At 64.6% G+C, this 18,773-nt stretch carries 16 protein-coding genes and 1 tRNA gene; 5 read left to right on the top strand and 12 right to left on the bottom strand.

Features of this window, described 5'->3' with window-relative positions:
• Positions 1–289: 289 nt before the first annotated feature.
• The 4 genes from IVA81_RS39935 to IVA81_RS39920 form a co-directional block, all read right to left on the bottom strand.
• Entirely contained in the window at positions 290–544 is a 255-nt protein-coding gene (locus IVA81_RS39935) for a hypothetical protein (RefSeq protein WP_247329976.1), read from the bottom strand.
• 653 nt (positions 545–1,197) lie between these two features.
• A tRNA-Lys gene (locus IVA81_RS39930) sits at positions 1,198–1,273 on the bottom strand.
• A gap of 315 nt (positions 1,274–1,588) precedes the next feature.
• The gene (locus tag IVA81_RS39925) at positions 1,589–4,255 is read right to left on the bottom strand and encodes a glycosyltransferase (RefSeq protein WP_247329973.1); all 2,667 of its coding nucleotides are present in this window, start codon (positions 4,253–4,255) and stop codon (positions 1,589–1,591) included.
• 217 nt (positions 4,256–4,472) lie between these two features.
• Entirely contained in the window at positions 4,473–5,066 is a 594-nt protein-coding gene (locus IVA81_RS39920) for a beta-1-3, beta-1-6-glucan biosynthesis protein (protein WP_247329970.1), read from the bottom strand.
• 342 nt (positions 5,067–5,408) lie between these two features.
• On the opposite strand from IVA81_RS39920, the gene IVA81_RS39915 reads away from it, so the two are divergent.
• Positions 5,409–6,968, top strand: coding sequence for a beta-(1-6) glucans synthase (locus IVA81_RS39915; RefSeq protein ID WP_247329967.1), 1,560 nt, complete (start codon positions 5,409–5,411; stop codon positions 6,966–6,968).
• On the opposite strand, the gene IVA81_RS39910 is transcribed toward IVA81_RS39915, so the two are convergent.
• From IVA81_RS39910 to IVA81_RS39890, 5 genes are all read right to left on the bottom strand, one after another.
• Positions 6,928–7,308 (bottom strand): hypothetical protein, encoded by a 381-nt coding sequence (locus IVA81_RS39910; protein WP_246931402.1) that lies wholly within the window; start codon positions 7,306–7,308, stop codon positions 6,928–6,930. The genes IVA81_RS39915 and IVA81_RS39910 overlap by 41 nt on opposite strands.
• A gap of 72 nt (positions 7,309–7,380) precedes the next feature.
• On the bottom strand, positions 7,381–7,542 hold the full coding sequence (locus IVA81_RS39905; RefSeq protein WP_247329945.1) for a hypothetical protein: 162 nt from the start codon (positions 7,540–7,542) through the stop codon (positions 7,381–7,383).
• 86 nt (positions 7,543–7,628) lie between these two features.
• Entirely contained in the window at positions 7,629–8,069 is a 441-nt protein-coding gene (locus IVA81_RS39900; RefSeq protein ID WP_247329942.1) for an MgtC/SapB family protein, read from the bottom strand.
• 226 nt (positions 8,070–8,295) lie between these two features.
• Entirely contained in the window at positions 8,296–8,556 is a 261-nt protein-coding gene (locus tag IVA81_RS39895) for a hypothetical protein (RefSeq protein ID WP_247329939.1), read from the bottom strand.
• Positions 8,557–8,755: 199 nt separating this feature from the next.
• Positions 8,756–10,135 (bottom strand): hypothetical protein, encoded by a 1,380-nt coding sequence (locus IVA81_RS39890; protein ID WP_247329936.1) that lies wholly within the window; start codon positions 10,133–10,135, stop codon positions 8,756–8,758.
• A gap of 166 nt (positions 10,136–10,301) precedes the next feature.
• Between IVA81_RS39890 and glmU the strand changes: the two genes are divergently transcribed.
• Positions 10,302–11,654 carry a bifunctional UDP-N-acetylglucosamine diphosphorylase/glucosamine-1-phosphate N-acetyltransferase GlmU gene (gene glmU, locus IVA81_RS39885; protein WP_247329932.1) on the top strand — a complete coding sequence of 451 codons (1,353 nt, stop codon included), beginning with the start codon at positions 10,302–10,304 and terminating at the stop codon, positions 11,652–11,654.
• A 150-nt stretch (positions 11,655–11,804) separates the two neighbouring features.
• Here glmU and IVA81_RS39880 read toward each other — a convergent pair whose 3' ends face one another.
• On the bottom strand, positions 11,805–12,023 hold the full coding sequence (locus tag IVA81_RS39880) for a hypothetical protein (protein WP_247329914.1): 219 nt from the start codon (positions 12,021–12,023) through the stop codon (positions 11,805–11,807).
• A 221-nt stretch (positions 12,024–12,244) separates the two neighbouring features.
• On the opposite strand from IVA81_RS39880, the gene glmS reads away from it, so the two are divergent.
• The 3 genes from glmS (at position 12,245) to IVA81_RS39865 (ending at position 15,888) form a co-directional block, all read left to right on the top strand.
• Positions 12,245–14,071 (top strand): glutamine--fructose-6-phosphate transaminase (isomerizing), encoded by a 1,827-nt coding sequence (gene glmS, locus IVA81_RS39875; protein WP_247329911.1) that lies wholly within the window; start codon positions 12,245–12,247, stop codon positions 14,069–14,071.
• Positions 14,072–14,155: 84 nt separating this feature from the next.
• Positions 14,156–14,926, top strand: coding sequence for a DUF502 domain-containing protein (locus IVA81_RS39870; RefSeq protein WP_247329908.1), 771 nt, complete (start codon positions 14,156–14,158; stop codon positions 14,924–14,926).
• Between the two features lie 104 nt (positions 14,927–15,030).
• Positions 15,031–15,888, top strand: coding sequence for an NAD(P)-dependent oxidoreductase (locus tag IVA81_RS39865; RefSeq protein ID WP_247329905.1), 858 nt, complete (start codon positions 15,031–15,033; stop codon positions 15,886–15,888).
• Positions 15,889–15,899: 11 nt separating this feature from the next.
• Here the strand turns inward: IVA81_RS39865 and IVA81_RS39860 are convergent, their stop codons facing one another.
• Positions 15,900–16,421, bottom strand: coding sequence for an AAA family ATPase (locus tag IVA81_RS39860; protein WP_247329901.1), 522 nt, complete (start codon positions 16,419–16,421; stop codon positions 15,900–15,902).
• 238 nt (positions 16,422–16,659) lie between these two features.
• Positions 16,660–18,768, bottom strand: a complete 2,109-nt coding sequence (recG, locus tag IVA81_RS39855; protein ID WP_247329898.1) for an ATP-dependent DNA helicase RecG — start codon at positions 18,766–18,768, stop codon at positions 16,660–16,662.
• Between the last annotated feature and the right edge of the window lie 5 nt (positions 18,769–18,773).

Here is an 18,773-nt window from a genome sequence, read left to right as displayed (position 1 = left end):
TAAACAAATTAAATGCTGGACGAGATTTAAAATTGGATTAGGATGAGAACGCTTGGCGCCGGACGAACGCGTCAAGGACCTCCTAGAAGCGGCCCCATCATCCTGCCCCTGCTTACGCCATCAAGGATGTAAGGGCCGCTTCTTTGGCAAATTGTGAGGCGAATCATGCAGTTCTTGTCACTAGTTGATTTGTTTCTCATCTCCGCAGCAACGGGTACGCTCCTACTGGTTGAGATCGGAGTTTTGATCATTGTGGGCGTGATCTGAGCCGGACGTTCTTCGGTCAATTTCAATTCAGCGCTCCCCGGGGCCGGCCCTTTTTCATGCCTATGATCGCAAGCTGCGGGTTGCCTCGATTGAAGTCAGGCCGGAGGTCGGCGCCGCGGCCGCCGCAACCTGCGCAGACGAAGCGCGGCTCGATATCAGACAGCCGCACCTCGTCCCGCCATCGATGGGCTTCTAGCGCTGTGTGATGGCCGCACTGGCAATAGACCAGCACCGCGCGAACGGTCATGCCGCGCATCTCCCCGAAGGTGATCTTCACTGGTTGGCCGTCTGCGTGCGTAGGCATGCGGCTTGATCTGCCGCGGCATGCCGCCATCAAAGCGAATCGCAAGTACCTCGCAAATTATCGAGACCTATTGGCGCGGAGCGAGCGCGAACGACTGCCCGTCGTGGATGTGGAGAACTAAGCACGCGGCTTCTTTGCCGCGCAGAACGTCGCAACCGGGACTACGGTGACAGTGCCCCCTCATGCAGTCGTCCGGACCGAAGCAAGAACTTTGAGCTTCAGGGTTGAGTGCACTCACCGTATTCTACTCCGTATTCCCGAGGCCGCGTTTGAGGACGGCTCCGGCACCAGGGGCGACAACGTCAGCCGTGGCCTTTGGGACGGAGCAGCCTCGCGGACGACGTGGATTGTTTACTCCCGCAAGGGACTTTCCGGCGCTCTAATGCAGGACGCGCGAGGCTTCGGCGGCCTGGACCCTTTCTTTCAGGTCTTCGAGCTCATTGATCGCGTCCAGCAATCTGACCAGCTTGCGCGCGATATGCTTCAAACTGGGCCTTGGGCGTCTAGGAACACGAACTCGTTGTGCCATCGGTGCACGCCTCCATGCTTGGGAGGTCTCTATGGCAAGAGGCGCGCCAAGGCGCCCGGGAGCGCGGAAACGGCCTTTAAGTAATTGATCCGGCTTTTGGTGAGCGCGCTGGGGCTCGAACCCAGGACCCCGTGATTAAAAGTCACGTGCTCTACCGGCTGAGCTACGCGCTCCCATGGCCGCTGATGGCTTCTTGAGAGATCGCCATCGTGGTCGGACATTCGAGAGGCATGTCTTGCCGCAACGCTTAAGGGCGTCGCGAGGAAAAACCGGCTGTTTCCGGATCATGCTCTCGGCCTGCGCTGTGTAGGGGGAGTGGCTGCGCAGGTCAATAGTGCGGGGCGCTGCCGAAACTCTCGGCAGGGGCGGGGATTTGCTCGCGGTCTCCGCGACTTAGGCCGGAATTCTCAACCTGATTGGCGGGCCACCATCCCCGTCGAAGAGCACGTGACTTTTAATCGTGAGGTCTGAACTGGCTGAGCCGCCCGTCAGTTCGTCTCCCGCCGGACCTCGTTCGGCACGGCTTGCGGCGCGCCCACGGGTGGCAGCGCGACCGGACGCAGGCCGATCAGCTCGGCGGTGCGGATCGCGCTGTCGCGCCAGAACTGGAACGAGTTGATGCGGCTGAGCTCGAGGATGGCGATGGCGACGGCGGCCAGGAACGGCAGGCTTTGCAGCACCAGGACGCCAGCGAAGATGTAGATCTCGGTGATCTGGCGGTAGCTGTTGGAGGCGATCAGCACGCCGGCGCCGATCAGCAGCAGGGCGCCGATCACGGCCTCCCAGAACGCCTGGAACTCGATCGACATCCTGGACAGGCCGCCCTTGGAGGTGCGGGCGAACGCGATGTGCTCGGTGATGAGGCCCTGCGCCACCGCGCGCGACACCGTCCATTGCACGCTCATCGCGGCGATCATGGCGCCCAGCATCTGGCCGGGCTTGATCGCGACGCGGGCGCGGTACATCGACAGGAAGTGCGCCAGCGAGACGATGAAGGCGCCGATGATCGGCAGCGTCAGGATCTTGTCGGGAATGGCGATGTCGGCGAAGGCGACGATCGGCACCCAGACGAGGTTGAGCAGCGCCACGACCACGCCGAGGCTCTCGGCGCCCAGCCAGTTCAGCCAGCCGAGACCATATTCGCGCTTCTGGTCGGACGTCAGCCGGCTCTTGCCGGGCAGGAAGTGGCGCCAGTGCTTCTTGACGATCTGAAGCCCGCCATAGGCCCAGCGGTGGCGCTGCTTCTTGAAGGCCTCGTAGGTGTCGGGGAGGAGGCCCTGGCCGTAGCGGTGGTTGGTGTAATGGGTGGTCCAGCCGAGCTCCTGGATCGCAAGGCCGAGATCTGAGTCCTCGCAGATCGTGTCCGACGACCAGCCGCCGGCCATGTCCATCGCGGCGCGGCGGATCAGGCACATCGTGCCGTGCACGATGACGGCGTTGAGCTCGTTGCGCTGGACCATGCCGATGTCGAAGAAGCCGGCATACTCGCCGTTCATGATGTAGTGCATGATCGAAAGGTCGCCGTCGCGGTGCTCCTGCGGTGCCTGCACGAGGCCGACGCGCGGATCGGCGAAGGCCGGCACGAGATCCCTAAGCCAGTCGGGATCGACGACATAGTCGGCATCGAGGATGCCGATGATCTCGGCGTCGGCGGCAGTGCGATCCATCGCGATGCGCAGAGCGCCGGCCTTGAAGCCTTGCACCTTCTCGGCGTTGATGAACTTGAAGCGTTCACCGAGCGCGCGGCAATGGTCCTGGATCGGCTGCCAGAACGCGGGATCCGGCGTGTTGTTGATGATGACGACGCATTCGTAGTTCGGATAGTTCAGCCGCGACAGCGCATCCAGCGTCTGCTTGAGCATGTCGACCGGCTCGAAGTAGGCGGGAATGTGGATCGAGACTTTCGGATAGTAATTCTCGGGCACGTTCTCGACCGGCTTGCCCTTGCTGAGCAGCCGCTGCGGCGGGCGACCGAAGGCGACCGCTGCGATCTCGTCGATGCGCGCCATCGCGATGAGAACAAGAGGAACAAGGAGGATCATGCCGAGCGTCAGCGCGAAGGCCGAGCCGAAGATGAAATAATGGCTGTTCCAGAACGCGAACACGGTCGCGGCCCAGGCACCGACGCCGTTGGCGGTCGCCGACAGCAGCAAGGCCTGCTTGGCGGTTGGCTTTTCAAGCCGCAGGATCGGCAGGGACAGCAGGATGCCGACCAGCAGCGCGATGCCCATCAGCTTCCAATAGTCGGGGTTCTCGACCGGGCCGGTCCAGGCGAATTTCGGCTCGCGGCTGGCGTTGAGGATGCCCCAATACGGACCGACGCCGCCTTCGAAGAACTTCCAGGGCTGATCGATGGCTTCGACGATGTTGTATTCCATGCCGATGGCTTCGGCGCGGCTGACGAAATTGCGCAGGATCAGCGCCTGCTGGAACGCGCCCGGATCGGCGTTGCGCAAATTGTAGCCCTGGCTCGGCCAGCCGAACTCGGCGATCACGATGCGCTTGCCGGGGAACAGGTTGCGCAGCAGATTGTAGCGGTCGACGGCCTGGTCGACCGCCTGGTCCGAGCGGAAGTTTTCCCAATAGGGCAGCACGTGGGCGGCGATGAAATCGACACTGGAGCCGAGGTCGGGATTGTCGCGCCAGATGTTCCAGATCTCGCCGGTGGTGACGGGGACGCGGACCGAGCCCTTGACCTTCTTGATCATGTCGATGAGGTCTTCGACCTTCTGCTCGCCGCGGTAGATCACCTCGTTGCCGACGACGACGCCGACGACGTTGCTGTTCTTGCGGGCGAGCTCGATCGCAGCCTTGATCTCGCGCTCGTTACGATCCTTGTCCTTGTCGATCCAGGCGCCGACGGTGACCTTGAGGCCGAACTCGGCGGCGATCGGCGGCACCAGCTCCACGCCGCCCGTGGACGAATAGAGGCGGATCGCGCGCGTCATGGTCGACAGCGTCTTGAGGTCGGCGCGGATTTTCTCGACGGTCGGGATGTTGTCGATGTCAGGGTGGGCCGAGCCCTCGAACGGCGCGTAGGAAACGCTGGGCAACAGGCCTCTGAAATCAGGCGCGGGTTCCTTGTCGCGCAGGACTCCCCACAGTCCTGCGTGAAGCACAGACACGAGCAACAGAACGGCGGCGACAACGCGCATCGCGGCTAAACCAAAAGGGGCTGAGGGGGCAGGGAAGCGGATCCGACCCCGAGATCCGACCAAGTCCGCGGCAAATGGAGCATACCTCTGCCGCGCGGTTTCTCAACTGTCATGGCGTCATGTCCTTATGAGGGCATGGCCTTTTCCAGAAAATGCGTGGCAGTGCCAACCGCGTCTATGGCCGATCGTTCCTGAACGACAGCTGAAACGATCGCGGTTATTTGGGAGGCGCCGGGGACGGGCTCGCCGCAGGCGAGGGGCTCGCGGCCGGCTGCGGTGACGGCGGATTGCCCGAGGCCGGTGCCGCCGGCTGTGATGCCGCGGCCGCCGCTTGCTGCGGCTGAGCCGCCGGGTTGATCCAGCAGGCGTGCACACGGCTGTCCAGGGTTTCGGCGACCTTGGGATCGATCTGCGCGCCGAACCGGGTCAGGCAGCGGAAGGCGGCCTGGATGTGGCCGCCAGGGCAGCCGAAGCGATCATAGAGGTCGAGATGGCGGAACGCGGTATCGAGGTCATCCCGCCACATCAACCGCACCACGCGCCGACCGAGCCAGACGCATTCGGGGTTGCCGGCCGGGCCACTGATGACCTGGGCTGCTTCGGCGAACTCGTCGGTGCGGCGCTGGTTCTGGGCGGCATCCTTGGCGGCGTCGGCGGGCTGGGCGGCGGCCTTGCCCTGATCCGGTGCGGGCGTGCCGCTTTGGGCAGAGGCGCCCCCGAGACCGGCGAGAACGAGAAGGCAGGAGACGGCCAAGGTGGCGGCGAACTGCCGCAGGACCGCATTTCGTGACTCGAACACCCGTTGCCGCATGAATTCCCCAATGTATCCGCTGGCCGTCCGCGTCAGGATCCCGCGGACGCGCCGGTGATGGCGTCCAAATGGGTCTCCAATGCGGCGGAAAAGTCTTTCGGAGTCCATGACCTGTATTTGGAATTTTGTCCAGCAAAGTCACGATGCTAGGCCCCGGTCGAACGGCCGCAGCCGGTTTCCTTTGGGGCAGTCGCGGATCCACGGAGCGGATCCGCACCGGAGCACCCCCTTGGCAGACGGCGTGCAAGCAGGTAATCGACGGACCCTTCGCGGAGGACGGAACCGATTTCTCTTCGTACGCCACTGGCGCTTCTGCTCGTTTCACTGGGTGCGATTGCTGCCGTGTGGTGGTGGTTGGCGACGCCGATCACGCTCGCGCGCGCCCCGATCGATCCCGCCGAGAAGGTCCAATGCGTCTCCTACGCGCCGTTCCGCGGCGAGCAGACGCCGCTGAACGCGTGGACCCATATCGAGGCCGAGCAGATCGAGCAGGATCTGCGCCAGCTCAAGCAGATCACCGACTGCGTCCGCACCTATTCGATGGAGAACGGGCTCGACCAGGTGCCGGCGATCGCCGCCAAGGTCGGCGGGCTGAAAGTGCTGCAGGGCATCTGGCTCTCCAGCAACCGCACCAAGAATTATGAGCAGGCCGCGCTCGCCATCCGCCTCACCAAGCAATTCCCCGACATCATCACCTCGGTCATCGTCGGCAACGAGGTGCTGCTGCGCGGCGAGATGACCACGGCCGACCTCGTCTCCATCATCCGCTTGGTGAAGACGCAGGTCAGCGTGCCCGTCACCTATGCCGACGTCTGGGAATATTGGCTGAAGAACCGCGAGGTCTATGACGTTGTCGACTTCGTCACGATCCACATCCTACCCTATTGGGAGGATTTGCCGGTCAAGGCGAAATTCGCTTCCGCCCATGTCGAGGCGATCCGCGAGCGCATGGCGGTGGCGTTCCCCGGGAAGGAGATCCTGATCGGCGAGACCGGCTGGCCGAGCGAGGGGCGCATGCGCGACGGCGCGTTGCCCTCGCGCACCAACCAGGCGCGCGTCGTTTCGGAAATCCTGAGCCTTGCGAAGGCGAACAAGTTTCGCGTCAATCTGATCGAGTCCTACGACCAGCCGTGGAAGCGCAAGCTGGAAGGCACCGTCGGCGGCTATTGGGGCCTGTACGACTCGGTGCGCCGGAGCCTGAAATATCCGCCCGGCGAGCCGATCAGCAATTTCCCGTACTGGAAATGGTACATGGGCGCGGGCATGGGCCTTTCCGTGCTGGTGTTCGCGGTCGCGGTGATCACGCTGCGCCGGCGGCCGTGGACGCCGCGCTTCTCGGCCTGGCTCGGTGTCGCCATCTCCGCGACGACGGCGGGGAGCCTGCTCGGGATCGGCGCCGACAAGATGTATTACGAGAGTTACGGCATCGGCGGCTGGCTGCTCTGGGGCGCGCTGCTGTTGGCCGGCATCCTATCGCCGATCTTCTGCGCGCAGGCGATGGTGATCGGCCGCAGCCTTCCGACCTTCCTCGATCTGCTCGGACCGCGCGAGGGCCGCAAATGGTCGAAGCTCACCGCCGTGCTCGGCCTGACGCTCGCGGTGACGGCGGTGATCGCGGCCGCGACCGCGCTCGGCTTCGTGTTCGACCCACGCTACAAGGATTTTCCCTACGCCTCGCTGACGATGGCGGTGGTGCCGTTTGCGCTATTGATGTTGAACCGGCCGCAGATCGGCCAGCGTCCGATCGCGGAATCGGTGTTCGCGGGCGTGCTGGCGCTGTCGGCCGTCTTTGTGCTCTTCAACGAAGGCCGCGATAATTGGCAGTCGCTGTGGACCTGCGCGATCTATCTGTTGTTCGCGCTCACGCTGTGGCGGGCGCGGGCCGAGCAAATCCAAGGATGAACAGGCCGATCGCCAGGCCCGACAGCACGACATTGTAGAGCACGATGCCGAGGCCGGCGGCGATGATGCCGACGGTGAGCAGCACGATCGACGGCCGCATCAGGTTCAGCGTCGCAACCACCAGCGCGACGATGCCGAACACCGAATTCTTGAACAGCACGGTCGAGACCGACCGCGCCTTGCAGACCAGCGTCTGAAGCCCGGCGTCACAGGCGAGGGCGACCTGCGAGAACTCGATCGCGAGATAGCGCACGTAGAACGCACAGCCGACGGTGACGAAACCGACGACGAGCAGGAACTGCACCTGGTAGGGCGTGAGGCGGAAGGGCTTTTTTGTCATGGGGGCAATATGGTCGGGATGGCGGAACGGGGCAACAGGGGAGGCGGAAGTTTCCGTACGACCCGTGAGCTGTCAACCCCGGGAGCGTTCTTGCGTCTGCCGGCTCTGTGCGGCCAGCCGACGCTCATACGTGTCGGCTAGTGCAAGCAATCGCCGTTTAATATAGGGATCGGCCTGGTCGGCCAGCTCGCGGATCAATGCAAGTTGCTCCCGCAGAAACTTCGCGTCCATCATCTCCGCTCCGAATCAAATCCGGCGCGGATAGTGCCGAGTTATGTCGGCCTCGATCGTATCATTTGGTACGTGCACAGCCTTAGCGGCTATTTCAGTCCCAGCCGCCGCTCGACCCAGCCGAGAACGAACAGCACGAGCAACGTGACTGTGATCGCGGCGCCGACGAGCAGCCAGGCTCCCAGCGCGCAGGCAATTCCGAGCCCTGCCGCAATCCAGACGGTCGCTGCGGTCGTGAGGCCGTGAACGGACTTCGCCTTGGCGTCGTGCAGGATGACGCCTGCACCAATGAAGCCGACGCCGGTCAGCACACCGGCAACGACGCCTTGAATGACCCGGGAGATCGCATCCGGATGGTCCCGCAAATTCTGGAACTCGATCACGGAGATGGAGACCAGCGCAGAGCCGAGAGCCACCAGGGCAAGGGTCCGCATTCCCACCGGCTTGTCGTTCATGTCGCGGTCGATGCCGATCAGCAGCCCTGTTCCCGCCGCGACGAGAAGCCTCAGCACATCATCCAGTTCGTTCATCGAGGCTCGTGAGTTCGGAAGAGGGGCGACGCTGGCGCGCGTCGGACACATCGGGAATAAGTGCGAGCCTGGTGCGAAAGAGCCGCTGAGGTCCTAGCGTCCGATGGTCGCATGCTCGCGCAACTCCGAACGATCGCTGGACGCGTGCGATACGAGCCTTCAAGGCGACGGCGCCGACCATGTTGGTCAGGCGCCGTCGCCAAAGTTGAATGATGCTGTCCCAGCATCATCGCTTCTTGCTGGTGCTCGAGCCCGTGGTGTTCTGCATCTTCTGTCCGGGCGCGCTTTCCGAGTGACCCGGTCTGGCGGTGGTATTGGTCTGGTGACCGGGCGCGTATTCGGAAGCGCCGGGCGCCGTCGAAGGCTTCGTCGTGTTCTGCATCTGCTGACCCGGAGCGTTGCTCGAAGCGCCTGGCGATTTTGTCGTTTGCGCAAACGCCGAGGATGCCGCCAGAAGCGCGGCCGTCGCGATGATCAATGTCTTCACGTCTGTTTCTCCCTTGGTCATGGAGGCGGCGCGAGCGATGTCGCATGCCGGTCGCTCCGGTTCAGGACCGGGACAACTTGGCAATCGGCGGGTGGTTTCTCTGGCGGACCGAAATTTAGGTCCATCGCCGCGCGCAATGACACGCCGGCATTCACCGTAGGTTCAGGTCGACGCGGCGCCGCCCTGGAGGGCGCAATACTTACCGCCTGAAGAATGACGACAGCGTCGATCCCGCGGAGGTAGACGCGGCCGCGGCCTCTGGCTTCGCCGGCGCCGGCTGCGCCGCAGGGGCGGGCGCGGGCTCCTCGCGCTTCGAGCGTTTTGAGGAATAGCTGCGGCGGCGCTGCGGCTTCTCGGGCTTTGCGCTGGGCGCGGGCGCGGTTTCGGCTTGCGGGACCGCGTCCTGGTTCTTCTCCGAGGTCTTCTCCTGAACCCTGTCTTGAGACTTCTCTTGTCCCTTGTCTTGTGTCTTTTCCGAGCCACGCATCGACAGGCGCTGGCCGTCGAAGACGGTGGTCTCGCAGTGACGATTGTTCTCGGCGAGGCTCGCGCAGAATTTTGCGGCGGCGGCGGCGTTGACGAGGGGGCCAGCCCCCAGGCGAAGCTGCATCCCGAGCCCGGCGGTGCCTTCCTTGATCATGATGATCGGTCGCAGCGCTGCGACGTCCGGATTGGACTTGGTCACGCCGCGCCAGAGCGCGCGCAGGCCATCGACCGAATTGGCGCCGCCGAGATCGATCGCGAAACGCGTCTGCTGAACCGCGATCGCGGGGGATTCGCTCTCGGCTGTTTCCGGTGGCTTTGCGGCTGTCGCGACGACCTCGGCGGGGGCCGGCGCCGGCTCGGCCTTCTTCTCGTTTGTCTCGGGCTGAATCAATTTCGACGCAGCCGGATCGGGCGGCGCCATGATCGATTTGGACGGCACCAGCGGAATGGCCGGCAACGCCGAATTCATGGCCGGCGATTGCTGTACCAGCGAGGCGGCGGCTGCGGTCTGCGGCGGCGGGCTCGGCGGCTCCTTTGCAATGTCCTTGGACGTTTCCTTCAACGCTTCCTTGGACGCTTCCTTGGGCGTGTCCTTGGCGGCCTCGGTGCGCGGCTTGTCGCCGGCGGAGGCGGGCGTCGAGGCGACCGGCGCGACGCTGGGGGCGGCAGGCGCGGCATCCTTGCCGGCCTGCGGCGACGGGGTGGTCTGCTTGGCGATAGCGCCGGTGACGGAATCGAGCCCTTGCTCCAGCACGGTGACGCGCGAATAGAGCCGGTCGCGATCGCCGTTCAGCGTCTCGATGGCGGCGGCGAGGCGGCGGGCTTCGTTCTGGCTCTCCTTGGTCAGCATCTGCAGCCGGTCGGCCTGGCGCGCAAGATCGGCGGAGGCAACCTGGTCGCGCCGCCAGCCGAGCCCGGCCTGGTTGGCGATCACTGCGATGGTGACGGCGCCCACGGCCGCCACGCCCCACGAGCCCAGCCGCCACATCATGCGGCGGTCGAACGCGCTTTCCTCGGCCACAAGTCCAGAGAACAGCCCGCCGGTCTCCTTGGTGCCGAAGGCATCCGCCAGTGGGTCGGAATCCTTTGCCATGAACGTTAAGTGCCCAACCCCGAAGCTTCCCCGAATCAATCAGGGAACATTAACAGGAAAACCCCATCGCACTTGAATTCCGGGCGTTTGCGGGGGTAGCAAGGCGAGAGCTTTTCAGGATGACCCGCCGCCCGTCGCAAAATTGATTCGGCCTGATAGGATTTCGATGACCGCCCGTTCCAGCCTCACGATCGTGCTCGCCGCCGGCGAAGGCACGCGCATGCGATCGAGCCTGCCCAAAGTGCTGCATCCGGTAGCTCAGCAAACGCTGCTTGCCCACGTGCTTGCCGTGGCCCCCAAGGGAACCGGCACCTCGCTCGCGGTCGTGATCGGCCCCGACCACCAGGCTGTCGCGGACGAGGCGAAGCGCATCAGGCCCGATGCACTCACCTTCGTGCAGGCCGAACGGCTCGGCACCGCGCATGCGGTGCTGGCGGCACGCGAGGCGATCGGGCGGGGCGTCGATGATCTCCTGATTGCCTTCGGCGACACGCCGCTGATCTCGGCCGAGACTTTTGCGCGGCTGCGCGCGCCGCTCGCCAGGGGCGCTGCGATTGCCGCGCTCGGCTTCCGCGCCGCCGATCCCACCGGCTATGGCCGCTTCATCGTCGAGGGCGAACGCCTGGTCGCGATCCGCGAGCAGGCCGATGCGAGCACTGAGGAGCGCAAGATCGATCTGTGCAATGCCGGCGTGATGGCGATCGACGGCCGCCGCGCGCTTCAAATCTTCGGGCAAATCGGCAATGCCAATTCCAAGGGCGAATATTATCTGACGGACGCGGTCGAAATCGTCCGCAAGCAGGGATGGGAGTCCGTGGTGATCGAAACCAGCGAGGACGAGGTGCGCGGCATCAACACCAAGGCACAGCTCGCCGAGGCAGAAGCCGTGATGCAGGCGCGGTTGCGGAAAGCGGCGATGGAGGCCGGCGTCACGCTGATCGCGCCCGAGACCGTTTATCTGTCCGCCGATACCGTGTTCGGCAGGGACGTGACGATCGAGCCGTTCGTGGTGATCGGCCCCGGCGTGTCGATCGCCGACGGCACCGTGATCCATTCCTTCTCGCACATCGTGCAGACGACGCTCGGCAAGAACGTTTCGATCGGCCCCTATGCGCGGCTGCGGCCCGGCACCTCGCTCGGCGACGGCGCGCGGATCGGCAATTTCGTGGAGACCAAGGCGGCGACGCTGGAGGCGGGCGTCAAGGTCAATCATCTCTCCTACATCGGCGATGCCACCGTCGGCGCCAATTCCAACATCGGCGCCGGCACCATCACCTGCAACTACGACGGTTTCAAAAAGCACAAGACAGTGATCGGGCAGGGCGCCTTCGTCGGCACCAACTCCTCGCTGGTCGCACCAGTGAAAATCGGCAACGGCGCCTATATCGGCTCGGGCTCGGTGATCACCCGTGACGTGCCTGACGACGCCATGGCGCTGGAGCGCAACCAGCAGACCATCAGGGAAGGCGGCGCCGCGCGTTATCGCGAGATGAAGACGGGCAAGAAGCCGGAGAAGTGAGCTCTATTACTATTGCGTCGCAGCATCCCCCTCATCCTGAGGGCCCGCTGGAAGCGGGCGTCTCGAAGGACGGCCGCGGGCGAGATGCGGGCCTTCATGGTTCGAGACGCGCTTCGCGCTCCTCACCATGAGGGTCTTCTTACGTCGTGGCTATTCGTCGTCGGCGAATTCGGAGAAGATCGCGCGGGTCAGGCGCCAGCCGCGTGGCTTGGCGCGCTTGGCCGGCTCGCCTTCGGAATGCTTGATGAAGACGGGCTTGCTTTCCTTGCCGCGCTGGGGCGGCGGCCAATGCGCCAAATGCGTGCCCGTGGTCTCGCTGGCACGCAAGTACATCGATGACAGACCTTTGCGGTCGGACGAGCCTTTCATGGCTATGCTCTCCCTGGCCCGGAATCGTTGGCCAAACATGTTGACAACAAGTTAACGCACGCGGTTTAAGGCCGGCCATATCGACGCAGGCGAAGCTCGGGTGCGGTCCATGCTGTCTCAATCCGCAATAATTATTGAGTATATGGTTCCCTAGGAACTTCGCTAAAAACCGAGCGCGTCGTTTAGGCGATTTTTCGACGATTTGGGGGATAGTGATCCGCATGTGCGGGATTGTCGGCATTCTCGGGCGCGAACCGGTTGCAGAGCAGCTGGTGGATTCGCTCAAGCGTCTTGAATATCGCGGTTACGACTCGGCGGGTGTCGCCACGCTGGAAGGCAAGCATCTTGAGCGCCGTCGTGCCGAAGGCAAGCTGAAGAATCTGGAGAAGCGGCTGGAAGCCGAGCCGTTAGAGGGCACGACCGGCATCGGTCACACCCGCTGGGCGACCCACGGCAAACCGACCGTCAACAATGCCCATCCGCACGCGACCGAACGCGTCGCCGTGGTCCACAACGGCATCATTGAGAACTTCCGTGAGCTGCGCGAGGAGCTCGAGAAGAAGGGCGCGGTGTTCCACACCGAGACCGACACCGAGATCGTGCTGAATCTCGTCGACGATTTGCTCGCGCGCGGCAACAAGCCGGTCGAAGCCGTCAAGCTGGCGCTGGGGCGCTTACGCGGCGCCTTCGCGCTCGGCTTCATCTTCGCCGGCGAAGACGATCTGCTGATCGGCGCCCGCAACGGGCCGCCGCTGGCGATCGGTTATGGCGATGGCGAGATGTATCTCGGCTCCGACGCCATCGCGCTGGGCCCGTTCACCGACACGATCAGCTATCTCGAGGACGGCGACTGGGTCGTGCTGACCCGCAAGAGCGCTGATATCTTCGACAAGGACGGCAACGCGGTCCAGCGCGACAAGATCAAGCACGCCGCCTCGACCTCGCTGGTTGACAAGGCCAATTACCGCCACTTCATGGCCAAGGAGATCCACGAGCAGCCGGAAGTGGTCGGCCACACGCTGGCGCGGTACGTCGACATGGCGACCGAGCGCGTCTCGCTGCCGGTCAAGCTTCCCTTCGCCTTCAAGAATATCCAGCGCATCAACATCACGGCCTGCGGCACCGCGAGCTATGCCGGCTACGTTGCAAAATACTGGTTCGAGCGCTTTGCGCGCCTGCCGGTGGAGGTCGATGTCGCCTCCGAATTCCGCTACCGCGAGGCGCCCTTGCGCAAGGGCGATCTCGCCATCTTCATCTCGCAGTCAGGCGAGACCGCCGACACGCTGGCGGCACTGCGCTATGCAAAGGCTGAGGGCGTGCACACGGTCGCCGTCGTCAACGTGCCGACCTCGACGATCGCGCGTGAGAGCGAGACCGTGCTGCAAACGCTGGCCGGCCCCGAGATCGGCGTCGCCTCGACCAAGGCCTTCACCTGTCAGCTCATGGTGCTGGCAAATCTCGCGATCGCGGCCGGCAAGGCCAGAGGCGAATTGTCCGACGAGGACGAGACCAAGCTGGTTCACGGTCTGGTCGAAATCCCGCGCCTGATGGCGGAGGCGCTCACCACCGAGCTCCAGATCGAAAAGCTCGCGCACCGGATCGCCAAGTCGAGCGACGTGCTCTATCTCGGCCGCGGCACCAGCTTTCCGCTCGCGCTCGAAGGCGCGCTGAAACTGAAGGAGATTTCCTACATCCACGCCGAAGGCTATGCCGCCGGCGAGCTCAAGCACGGGCCGATCGCGCTGATCGACGAGACCATGCCGGTCGTCGTCATCGCGCCTCATGATCGGGTGTTCGAGAAGACCGTGTCCAACATGCAGGAGGTCGCCGCCCGCGGCGGCAACATCATCCTGATGACCGACGCGAAGGGCGCGGAAGAGGCGACCGTCGAATCCCTCGTCACCATCGTCATGCCCGACATGGCGGCGGCCTTTACCCCGATGGTCTATGCCGTCCCCGTGCAGCTGCTCGCCTATCACACGGCTGTCGTGATGGGCACCGACGTCGACCAGCCGCGCAATCTCGCGAAATCGGTGACCGTGGAATAGGCGGAAGGGATATCAACCGGTCGCGGTCTTCCAAAACCTGCTAGAAGACCCTAGCTTGTGTGCTGCGACCGACTTGGAACCCGAATGACCCCCCGCGACGACGCGCCTGCGCCTCTTGATCCCCTGCCGGAACCGCATACCGGCCTGATGGGCCGCTTCCGCAATTATTTTCTGACCGGCCTCGTCGTCACAGGGCCGATCGCAATCACTCTGTATCTGGTCTGGTGGTTCGTCACCTGGGTCGATGGCGTAGTGCGGCCGTTCGTGCCGCTGGCCTACCGGCCGGAAACCTATCTGCCGTACGTCGTTCCCGGCTGGGGACTGGTTGTCGCATTCTTCACGCTGACGCTGGTCGGCTTCCTCGCGGCCAATCTGATCGGCCGGACGCTGGTTGACGTCGGCGAAACGTTCCTCGGTCGAATTCCGGCCGTGCGCGCGATCTATCGCGGCCTGAAGCAGGTGTTCGAGACGCTGTTCTCGGGCAAGGGCTCGAGCTTCCGGAAAGTCGGCCTGGTCGAGTTTCCCTCGCCGGGCATGTGGTCGATCGTGCTGATCTCGCAATCGCCGAACGAGGACATCGCGCGCAGCCTGCCGGGGCAGGAGGAGCACGTCTCGGTGTTCCTGCCGTGCTCGCCGAACCCGACCACGGGATTCTTCTTCTATGTCCCGAAGAGCAAGATCATCGAGGTCGATCTCACCGCCGAGGACGCGGCGACGCTGATCATGTCGGCCGGCGTGGTGCAGCCGGGCTCTGCGCCCGATCCGAAAAAGGCCGCGGCGCTCGCCGGCGTGGCGAATGCCGCGCGCATCGCCAACGCGTCGGCGCTCCAACCCGAGCCTGCGAAGGTGGAGTAGGGCCATTCCTTTGCGGGATGGCGTCGGTCACGCGCGTGCTGGCATGCTCTGCTAGTCTCCTGTCGAGCCGGGCGCCTCGCCCGGCGTTCGATCTGGAGTGCATGATGTCCAAAACCATTGCGATCCTCGCGCCCGGCGCCATGGGCAGCGCCGTCGCCCGCCGCCTCAGCGAACATGGTGCGCGCGTGCTGACGTCCTTGAAGGGGCGCAGCGAGGCAACGCGCAAGCGCGCAGCCGACGCCGGCATGGTCGGTGCCGATGACGACGCGATCGCAGGTGCCGACATCATTCTATCCATCGTGCCGCCGGGCGAAGCCGTCGCGTTGGCGGAACGGCTGGCGTCGCTGATCGTCAGGCGCGAGAAAAAGCCGGTCGTGGTCGATTGCAACGCCGTCAACGTCGACACCGTGTTGCGGATCGAGGAGATCATCGGTTCGGCCCAGGCCCCGTTCGTCGATGGCGGCATCATCGGGTTTCCGCCGCAGCCGGGCGGCAAGAGTCCGGCCTTCTACATGTCCGGCGAGCACGCCAAGGATGTCGCCGTGCTGAAGGATCTCGGCCTCGATGTGCGGATCGTCGAAGGTCCGGTCGGCGCGGCCTCCGCGCTGAAGATGTCCTACGCCGGGATCGTTAAGGGTCTCGCCGGCATCGGTTCGGCCATGGTGATCGCGGCAACGAAGGCGGGTGCGGCCGATGCGCTGCGCGACGAGCTCGCGCTGAGCCAGCCCGCGATCCTCGCCCGGCTTGAAGTCGCGCTGCCGGACATGATCCCGAAGGCCTACCGCTGGGTTGCGGAGATGCGAGAAATCTCTGGCTTCCTCGGCCCCGATCATCCCGCGAGCCAAATCTATGAGGGTTTTGCGCGGTGGTTTGAGCATCTGGCCAAGGATGCCCAGGGTGAGGCGGCGGAGGTGGAGCTGATGAAAGCGTTTGCCGCGCGCATCGGGCAGAAGAAAGCCTGATCCGTCTGGGCTCACTCGCCGTTCACTGAAACCGAGTCCAGAAAACCCTGGATGTCCCGGTCGCGTCTCAGGCGCACGACCGGGACATCAGGGCCATATTGGATGCGCTCGGCCACGATGACCGGCACGCGCTCGGTGTCGTAGCGCCACGCCTCCCGCATCAAGTTCCAGTCGAACTGTTCGCGGCAGCCCTCGGGCAGATCGGGCCGCGTCGTGTCGCGGTCGAAGGCCGAGCGCCAGAGAATGCGCCACTGGCAAAGCCAGCGCGGACGGTCGATGATGACGAGCGTATCGGCGCGTGCGATCGTGAGATCGAAGGCCAGCCCCGAGAAGCTCCCGTCAACGACCCATTCGTCGCCAGCGATCGCTTCAGTGACCCGTGCGCGAAAGCTCGGCTTGTCGGATGGCTTCCATCCGGGCCGCCAGTAGAGCACGTCGAGATGCACCACCGGCAGGTCGAGCTTTCGCCCGAGATTCCGGGCGAGGCTAGTCTTTCCGCTTCCCTGGGAGCCAACGACGATGATCCGGCGCATGGTGGGAACGTTTCACGAAAGCGGGCGCAGTGGAAGATGGCATCATCTTCGACGCTCTCTTCGCAAGCCGACCTGAACGGCTTGTGCGAAGCTCTATCAGCACCGTCATTGCGAGCGCAGCGAAATCAATCCGGTGTGCCTTCGCGGAAAGATTCTGGATTGCTTCGCTGCGCTCGCAATGACAGCGAGGCCCGGCGCTCTTACGTCCGTCACCAACCTTGCGGCAGCGGCGCTACAGCTAACCCGCCCCGATCAGCGGGATCGCCTCGTCGCGCTCGTAGAGATACAGCAGGCAGCGTAGCGCCTCGCCGCATTCGCCCTTCAGTTTCGGATCGTCCTTCAGAATCCGCAGCGCTTCGTCTCTAGCCTGGGCGATCAGCTGGCCGTGCATCTCCGGGCGCGCGATGCGGTAGCCGGGCAGGCCGCTCTGGCGCACGCCGAGCACGTCGCCTTCGCCGCGCAGCTTCAGATCTTCCTCGGCGATGCGAAAACCGTCGGTGGTCTCGCGGATCACCTTGAGCCGCGCCTTCGACATCTCGCCGAGCGGCTCCGAATAGAGCAGGAGGCAGGTCGAGGCTTCCGAGCCACGCCCGATGCGGCCGCGGAGCTGGTGCAGCTGGGCCAGGCCAAAGCGCTCTGCATTCTCGATCACCATGATGGTCGCGGCCGGAACGTCGACGCCGACTTCGACCACGGTGGTCGCGACCAGCAGCCCGATCTCGTGGGCGGCGAACTGGCCCATCACGCGGTCCTTCTCGGTGCCCTTCATCTGGCCGTGGACGAGACCGACGCGCTCACCGAAGCGCTTTTGCAGGCTCTCGAAACGTTTGGTCGCGTTGGTGAGGTGCTCGGTGCCCTCCGCCTCGGATTCCTCGACCAGCGGGCAGATCCAGTAGACCAGCTTGCCGGATAGTAGCGCGCGGCCGATGCTGTCCGTGACCTCGGCAAGGCGGCTGATCGAGATGGTGCGGGTCTCGATCGGCTGGCGGCCCGCGGGCTTTTCGCGCAGCTCGGAGATGTCCATGTCGCCGAAATAGGTCAGCACCAGCGTGCGCGGGATCGGCGTCGCGCTCAGCACCAGCACGTCGACGGCTTCGCCCTTGGATGTGAGCGCGAGGCGCTCGCGTACGCCGAAGCGATGCTGCTCGTCGACGATGGCGAGCGCGAGATCATGGAAGATCACATCATCCTGGATCAGCGCGTGGGTGCCGACCAGGAGGTCGATTTCGCCGGCTTCAAGCTGCGCCAACAGCTCGCGCCGCTCCTTGCCTTTTTCGCGCCCGGTGAGGATCGCGACCCGCATGCCGGCGCGCTCGGCGAGTGGGGCGATGGTCTTGATGTGCTGGCGCGCCAGGATTTCGGTCGGCGCCATCAGCGCGGCCTGCTTGCCGACCTCGGCGACGGCAGCGGCAGCGAGCAGCGCGACCACGGTCTTGCCGGAGCCGACGTCGCCCTGGAGCAGACGCAGCATGCGCACCGGCTGTTGCAGGTCATCAGCGATGGCGGCGGCGGCGCTACGCTGCGACGGCGTCAGGGCATAGGGCAGGGCATCGATGATCTTGTTGCGGAGGTGACCGTCGCCGGCATTGCGGACGCCGGCGGGACGGCGCAGTTGCGCGCGGATCAAGGCGAGCGCGAGCTGACCGGCCAAAAGCTCGTCGAAGGCGAGGCGCGACCAGAACGGCTGGTCCGGCAGGATATCCGTGAGCTCGACCGGCTGGTGCACGCGGGTGAGCGCTTCGGAGATCGGCGGAAAGTTACAGCGGCGCATCACCTCCGCGCTGATCCATTCCGGCAATTCCGGCAGCTTCTGCAGCGCCTGCGCGATCGCCCGGCGGAGCGAGCCGAGCGCGAGGCCCTCCGTCAAGGGATAGACGGGATCGATGCCCGAGAGCTTCGAGATCGCTTCCTCGTCGAGGACGCGGTCGGGATGCACGATCTGCGGAATGCCGTCGTACATCTGCAGCGTGCCGGAGACGTAGCGCTTCTCGCCCATCGGCAGCAGTTTTTCGACATAGCCGGGCTTGGCGCGGAAGAAGGTCAGCACGACGTCGCCGGTGTCGTCGCTGGCGTAGACCAGATACGGGGCGCGCGCGTTGCGCGGCGGGGGCGGGCGGTGGCGGTCGACCGTCACCTCAAGCGTGACCATGGTTCCCTGCACGGCGTCGCGGATTTTTGGCCGCGCGCGGCGGTCGATCACCTGGCTCGGCAAATGCAGCAACAGATCGACCAGCCGCGGCGTCTCGCTGCGGCTGAGCAAATATTGCAGCAGCTTGTCCTGCTTCGGACCGACCCCGGGCAGGCTGGTCACGGCAGCAAACAGCGGATTGAGCAGGCTGGGGCGCATTCGGG

Source organism: Bradyrhizobium sp. 141 (assembly GCF_023074055.1).
Lineage (GTDB): Bacteria > Pseudomonadota > Alphaproteobacteria > Rhizobiales > Xanthobacteraceae > Bradyrhizobium.
Note: the sequence above shows the minus strand (reverse complement) of the source record. Positions and strands in the feature narration are given on the sequence as shown.